This is a genomic window from Alloalcanivorax xenomutans, from assembly GCF_900217905.1.
Taxonomy (GTDB): Bacteria; Pseudomonadota; Gammaproteobacteria; order Pseudomonadales; family Alcanivoracaceae; genus Alloalcanivorax; species Alloalcanivorax xenomutans.
This window is the reverse complement of record NZ_OBMO01000029.1, coordinates 38,981-45,799: the sequence shown is the minus strand read 5'-3', so window position 1 is coordinate 45,799 and position 6,819 is coordinate 38,981. Positions and strand designations below refer to the sequence as shown.

Genomic DNA, 6,819 nt, shown 5'->3' with positions numbered 1-6,819 from the left:
CCACAGTCTGTACCCTAGGGTCAGAAGCTTGCCTGGTCCCTCCACCCCGACAAGTCTCTTCTTTCTAAGACTTGCCGGGTAACCATACAAGCTTGCCTGCAAGCGAATCTCCCAACACCGGAGACCACATTCGTGTTGCTGGGCACCATAGAATCTCCGCCTACAGCGGCCTTGTAGCAATCTCTGGATTCAGAGCTTTCTCTGTCTGAACTAGAGCGTACAGCCCCCATCCACGGCGATAGCCTGGCCAGTGACGTGTTCGGCACAGGCCAGGTACACCGCCAGTTGCCCCATGTCTTCCGGGGTTTGCGCCACGCCCTGGGGCAACAGGGTTTTCTGGTGGCGAGCCCAGGATGCCTCCTCGCTTTCCCCTTCTTCCCGCCAGCGCCCGGCCAGGCCATCCTCGCCACGCCACATGCCAGTGCCAACGATGCCCGGGCACAACGCGTTGACGGTGATGCCGTCCAGGGCCACTTCCTTGGCCACCGCGTTGGTGAAGCCGATCACCGCGAATTTGGACGCGGTGTAATGGGACAGATCCGGGAAGCCGATCTTGCCGGCGATGGAGGCCACGTTGATGATGCGCCCCCAGCGTCGCGGCCGCATCACCCGCACCGCGGCCTGGGTACAGAGGAAAACCCCCTTGGCGTTCACCGCCATGATACGGTCGAAGTCCTCGGCGGTGAGTTCCTCGATGGACTGAATACTGATGATACCGGCGTTATTGACGGCGATATCCAGGCCGCCCAGCTCCGCCTCCACCTTTTCCACCATGGCACGCACCGAATCCGGCTGCGCCACGTTGACGGAGATCGCCACGCTACGTCGCCCCGCGGCCTCTACCTTGGCGGCGGTTTCCTCGGCGATGGTCTGATCCAGATCCGCCACCGCCACATCCGCGCCGGCCCCGGCCAACGCCAGCGCAATGCCCTGCCCGATACCCCGGCCACCGCCGGTGACCAGGGCGACTTTTCCTTTCAATTCCATGATCGCTGCTCCTGTTCAATGAGTCCCGGCGTTCAGCATAGGCGGGACAGGCCCGCCCGCCGCTGACGCAAATCAATCAAGCCAGATGATGCACTTCCTGCTGGCCATACACCGGCGTGTCCAGGCCTTCCATCCGTGCTTTCAATTGCAGCGCCAGGAACTGCGAGTAGAAACGGGACTGGTGCAGATTGCCGCCATGGAACCAGAGCGCCTGCTGCCGGGTGGGCTTCCACATATTGCGCAATTCGCCTTCCCAGGGGCCCGGGTCCTTGGTGGTGTCCGAACCCATACCCCAACATTTACCCACTTTGTCCGCCACTTCCTGGGAAATGATGCGCGCCGCCCAACCGTTCATGGATCCATAACCGGTGGCGTAGACGATCAGATCCGCCGGCAACTCGGAACCGTCGGTCAGCGTCACCGAATGCGTATTGATGCGCTCGATGCCGACACCGCTTCTCAATTTGATATCACCGTTGGCCACCAGCTCGCAGGCGCCCACATCGATGTAATAGCCGGAGCCGCGGCGCAGATATTTCATGAACAGGCCGGAACCGTCGTCGCCGAAGTCCAGCATGAAACCAGCGTCGCGCAGACGGCGGTAGAAATCCGCGTCCTTCTCCGCCACCTGTTCATAAACCGGAACATGAAACTGCGGCATCACTTTGTAGGGAATGGAGGCGAAGGTCATGTCCGCCATTTCCGTGGTGATACCGTTATTCACCGCCTCTTCGGAGTACAACGGCCCCAGCACCAGCTCCATCAGTGTTTCCGATTTGATCACGTGGGTGGAGGAACGCTGCACCATGGTGACGTCGGCGCCGTGCTCCCACAGGGCCGCGCAAATGTCGTGGGCCGAGTTGTTGGCCCCCAGCACCACGCACTTCTTGCCGGCATAGGCTTCACCTCCGGGGTGCTTGCTGGAGTGATGCTGCTCGCCCTGAAAATCTTCCATGCCCGGGATTTCCGGCACATTGGGCATGCCCGACATGCCGGTGGCGAGCACCAGTTGTTGCGGGCGCAAGGTGACACGCTCGCCATCGCGGTTCACCTCCACCAGCCATTCCTGCTTCTCCTCATCGAAACGGGCGGAGGTGCATTCAGTGGATCCCCAGTAGTTGATCTCCATGATCCGGGTGTACATCTCCAGCCAGTCGCCGATCTTGTCCTTGGGCGAAAACACCGGCCAGTGATCGGGAAACGGCAGGTACGGCATGTGGTCATACCAGACCGGATCATGCAGACACAGGGATTTGTAGCGGTTGCGCCAGGAGTCGCCGGGGCGCGGGTTCTTTTCCACCACGATGGTGGGGACATTCAACTGCCGCAGACGCGCCGCCAGACCGATACCGCCCTGGCCGCCGCCAATGATCACGCAATAGGGCTGGCGGCTGTAACCCAGCTCCGCTTCCTCCTCGCGGCGTTCCTCCAGCCAGCTTTTACGGTTCTTGAACACGCCATGGCGGGCCCCCTTGGGCCGCAGGGCATTACGTTGCTCCGGATAATCCCGCAGTTCCTTTAGCGTGGTCAGCAGAGTCCAGGCCTTGCCCTCACGCAGACGCAGGTGGCCATGGCCTCGTCCCACCGCGGTCTGGAAAGTAATCCAGGCTTCCACCACGCCGTTTTCCTCCCGGGCGTCACCGGCCAGGTTCCAGTCGAAGGGTTTGGTGTTGGCGACGGTGGCGCCAATCATGTCGCGCAGGGCGGCATGCCCCTCCACGGTTTTGATGTTCCAGGTGAAAGAGACCAGATCGCGCCAGTAACCGTTTTGCTCGAACAGTTCGGCGGCGGCGGTGGGGTCGTCACCGCTCAGGGTACGCTCCCATTCGCTAAGCCAGTGTTCCACCTGTTGGTTCGGCGTGTTCGCATTACTCATGATTTGCTCCTCGCATGCGTTGTTGTTTTTCGTGTTCCGCCACCGGCGTCGTGGTCGATACGGACGCGGGGGCGGATGCAGGGACAAGAGCAGAAGCCGTGCCAATCCCCCGGCATGGCCGCCAATTGACTTTTAGAGCATTGATTCGGAAAAGAATTTTTAATGGAACCGGGTACAGGACAACGTTTCTTGGAGAGGTTTAATAGCCTTCTCAGGCGTAACGGCGCGCAACGCTTTTCGTTACAGGTGTAACGTCCGCGGGGTGCATTTAGTACTCAAGTCGGATGGAGCCGTCAGGGCCATGGGGCTAGGCTGAATCCCAGGCAAAAAACAGAACAACAATCCAACGCGGAGGCCCGGGCATGAGCAGCCTGCATGCGCAACAACGCCGCCACATCGACGACATTCTGCGATACGCGGACGGCGGCTATCGTCCCACCGTGTCCCCTGGCGACGCCATGATCGCCCGATCCTGGAAACGCTGTATCGAAGAGTACGGCCTGGATCCGGCGCGGCCCCGCCCGGCCCGTATCGTTACCCATCAGACCCTGCGGGAACATCAGGAAAGCGCCGACGAGTTTCTCAATGTGGCGCGGGCCGGCGTCGAGCAGTTGTATGGCCAGATCGCGCGACTTGGCTATGTGCTGCTGCTCACCGATCAGCGCGGCATTACCGTGCAGTTTCTGGGTGACCGCCGACACGACCAGCGGCTGCGCCAGGCGGGGCTCTATCTCGGCGCTGACTGGAACGAATACCACGCCGGCACCTGCGCCGTGGGTACTTGCATCCGCGAAGGCGAGGCACTCACCTGCCATCGCCAGGATCACTTCGACGCCACCCACATCGGCCTCACCTGCACCTCGGCGCCGATCACCGATCCCCAGGGTCGTCTACTGGCGGTGCTGGACATTTCCGCCCTGGATTCCGCGCCGACCCGGGACAGCCAGAATTTCGCTCTGCATTTGATCCGCCTGTACGCGCGCATGATCGAGGATGCCTACTTCTTGCGCCTTTACCGCCACCACACCGTGTTCCGCTGCGATACCTCACGGGAACTGGTGCAGGTCAACGGCCAGTATCTGTTCGCTCTCGACGGCGACGGCCGGGTACTCGCCGCCAACGGCGTCGGCCGGCATCTGCTGGCCCGGGCGCGCACGGACGACGGCGACATCGCCTTGCCGGAAATGTTCGACTGTGACGCCCGGGATATCTGGTCCATCCCCTATGCCTGCGAAGATCAGGTGCGTGCCTTTCGGGTACAGGCTCTCGGCAGCACCCTGTTCGGCAGCCTCATCGAACCGCGCCGGCCGGCCCGGCCCGCCGCGCCGCAAGCGTTGATCCCGGAAGAGGCGGTACCTGAGCTGGACCGGCTGGCGGCCGACGATCCGGCCATGCGCCGCACTCTGAAGCTGGCCAAGCGTCTGCGGCAACGGGACGTGAGCCTGTTGATCCTGGGGGAAACCGGCACCGGCAAGGAAGTGCTGGCACGGGCCATTCATGACGCCGGGCCGCGCCGGCACAAACCGTTCGTGGCGGTGAACTGCGCCGCCATTCCCGAATCCCTGATTGAAAGCGAATTGTTCGGCTACAGCCCGGGCACCTTCACCGGCGCCCGCGCCAAGGGCATGCGCGGCCTGATCCAGCAAGCCCACGGCGGCACCCTGTTTCTGGACGAAATTGGCGACATGCCATTGACGTTACAGACCCGGCTGCTAAGGGTATTGGCGGAGGGGGAAGTGTTGCCGCTGGGTTCGGAGCGGCCCATATCGGTGGACTGCCGGGTGATCGCCGCCACGCACCGGGATCCGGCCAGATTGATCGCCGACGGCTATTTTCGCGAGGATCTTTATTACCGGCTCAACGGCGCCACACTGCGGCTGCCCGCGCTCCGGGAACGAGCGGACAAACAACATGTGATCATCTCGGTAATGGGCCAACTGGCCCGCGCCGTCGGGCAACCGCGGCTGCAGTTACGCGCGGATGCCATGAGCGCGTTGCTGGCCTGCCCGTGGCCCGGCAATATCCGTCAGTTGGTGAACGCCCTGAACTTTGCCGAGGCCACTTGTGACGGCGAGCAAATTACGGTGAACGATCTGCCGGAAGAGTGTCTGGCCCAGGTGATCGGCCCCGGCACCACGCCGGCCACCACGGAGGATGACGACGATGGCGACCCGCAACGCGCCGGCCTGCTGTCGATCCTGAAACGCCACCACTGGATGATCAGCGCGGTGGCCCGGGAACTGGGCGTATCCCGTCCCACCGTCTACCGTCGTATGCGCAAGCACGGGCTGACACCGCCGAATCAGCGGGATGGTTAGCCTGATAGTCGCCAAAATCAGGTTAATCAGGGTTCAGTGGGAAGTTTTTCCAGCAGGGGAGTGTCGCCGGTCAGAGTCTTCCAGGACCGCGTTTGGCCAGGGATGGCCAAACGCGAGCATACAGGGATGTACTTGTAGCGTGCCCTGGAAGACTCTGACCGGCGACACTCTTCGAGCTCTGAAATACCCAGCTTCGAGTCAACAACGGTGAAAAGAAAGGCGAACCTTTCGGCTGGCTGTGACCGAGGGTCTTGCTTGTCCCCCGAGGTGTCCATGACTGTGTGAGGCAGGACGCCGAACGCAAGCCTACAGGGACATATTCACGGCGGGTCATGGACACCTCGGGGGACAAGCAAGACCCGGCTACGAAGCACTAAAGCCTCTCAGTCGAACTGCCGTTCGTCGGCGATCACCTTGCCGTCGTTGGGCAGGGAACCCGGTGCCACCAGTTCCACACCACCGCGCAGCTTGGTCACCACTTGCAGAGTCTCGGTGACTTTCTCGGCGAAGGCGCTATCGCTGCTGTCGCATTCCGCCGACAGCACCATGCGGTCCTGCTCGTTTTCCCGGGTCACCACCAGACGGGCCCGCTGGATTTCCGGGTGCCGCTGCATCAGCTGGTTGATCTGCTCCGGCGCCACGAACATGCCCTTGATCTTGGTACGCTGATCGGCCCGGCCCATCCAGCCTTTGATACGTGGCGCGGTGCGTCCGCACGGGCTGGCACCGGGCATGATCGCGGTCATATCACCGGTGGCGATTCGGATCATCGGGAAGCTGGCATTGCGCAGCACGGTCACCACCATCTCACCGACCTCGCCATCCGGTAACGGATCCCCGCTACCCGGACGCACCACTTCGATCAGCACGTCCTCATCGGCGATCAGTCCTTCCCGCGCCTCAGACTCATAGGCCACCAACCCCAGCTCGGCGGTTCCGAAACTCTGCGACACCTTGACGCCCTGGGCTTCCACTTCCTGACGCAGGCTGCTGCTGAGCGGTTCGCCGCCCACCGAAGCCGCCACCAGAGAACTGGTGTCCTTGCCCAGTTCACGCCCCTTGTCCAGCAGCATTTTCAGAAACGACGGCGTGCCGCCGTAGTAGCTCGGACGCAGTTGCTGGATGGCATCGAGCTGCATCTCGGTGTTACCGACGCCGGCGGGAAATACCGAACAGCCAATCGCCCGGGCGCCGCTGTCCACCATCATGCCGGCGGGGGTGAGGTGATAAGAAAAGGTATTGTGCACCAAAGCGCCAGGGCGCATGCCCGACGCCCACATGGCGCGGCCAAAGCGCCAGAAATCCGTAATCGCCTCGCTGGCTTCGTAAATCGGTCCTGGCGACAGAAAAATCCGCGACAGCTCGCCCATGGGCGCCGCTTCCATGCCGCCCAGTACACCCTGTGCCTGGATCGTGGGAATATCGGACTTGCGCGTCAGCGGAATCCGGGCCAGGTCCGCCGGGCCTTGAATCGCCTCGGGGTCGATATCGGCCAACACGCCGGCCCAATAGCGGGATCGCGCCTTGGCGTGGGCCAGCGCCGCGCGCAGCGCTTCCCATTGTCGTGCCGACCGCTCATCAGGCGAGCGGGTTTCACGATCATCCAGATACGCGGAATGACTACCCATGCTGTTTCTC

The 6,819-nt window shown here is 62.4% G+C and carries 4 protein-coding genes; 1 reads left to right on the top strand and 3 read right to left on the bottom strand.

The annotated features are described in order from the left end of the window. Window positions 1–210: 210 nt before the first annotated feature. Entirely contained in the window at window positions 211–987 is a 777-nt protein-coding gene (locus CRO06_RS18640; RefSeq protein WP_063141952.1) for an SDR family NAD(P)-dependent oxidoreductase, read from the bottom strand. Between the two features lie 76 nt (window positions 988–1,063). Then, window positions 1,064–2,863, bottom strand: coding sequence for an NAD(P)/FAD-dependent oxidoreductase (locus CRO06_RS18635; RefSeq protein WP_097059120.1), 1,800 nt, complete (start codon window positions 2,861–2,863; stop codon window positions 1,064–1,066). A 362-nt stretch (window positions 2,864–3,225) separates the two neighbouring features. Between CRO06_RS18635 and CRO06_RS18630 the strand changes: the two genes are divergently transcribed. Next, window positions 3,226–5,181 carry a sigma-54-dependent Fis family transcriptional regulator gene (locus CRO06_RS18630; RefSeq protein WP_055100175.1) on the top strand — a complete coding sequence of 652 codons (1,956 nt, stop codon included), beginning with the start codon at window positions 3,226–3,228 and terminating at the stop codon, window positions 5,179–5,181. Window positions 5,182–5,564: 383 nt separating this feature from the next. On the opposite strand, the gene CRO06_RS18625 is transcribed toward CRO06_RS18630, so the two are convergent. After that, on the bottom strand, window positions 5,565–6,809 hold the full coding sequence (locus CRO06_RS18625; protein ID WP_097059119.1) for a phenylacetate--CoA ligase family protein: 1,245 nt from the start codon (window positions 6,807–6,809) through the stop codon (window positions 5,565–5,567). Window positions 6,810–6,819: the final 10 nt, after the last annotated feature.

Bases quoted from the DNA above. Each gene is read 5' to 3' on its own strand.
- CRO06_RS18640 (WP_063141952.1), bottom strand. From the start codon at position 987: ATGGAATTGAAAGGAAAAGTCGCCCTGGTCACCGGCGGTGGCCGGGGT.
- CRO06_RS18635 (WP_097059120.1), bottom strand. From the start codon at position 2,863: ATGAGTAATGCGAACACGCCGAACCAACAGGTGGAACACTGGCTTAGC.
- CRO06_RS18630 (WP_055100175.1), top strand. From the start codon at position 3,226: ATGAGCAGCCTGCATGCGCAACAACGCCGCCACATCGACGACATTCTG.
- CRO06_RS18625 (WP_097059119.1), bottom strand. From the start codon at position 6,809: ATGGGTAGTCATTCCGCGTATCTGGATGATCGTGAAACCCGCTCGCCT.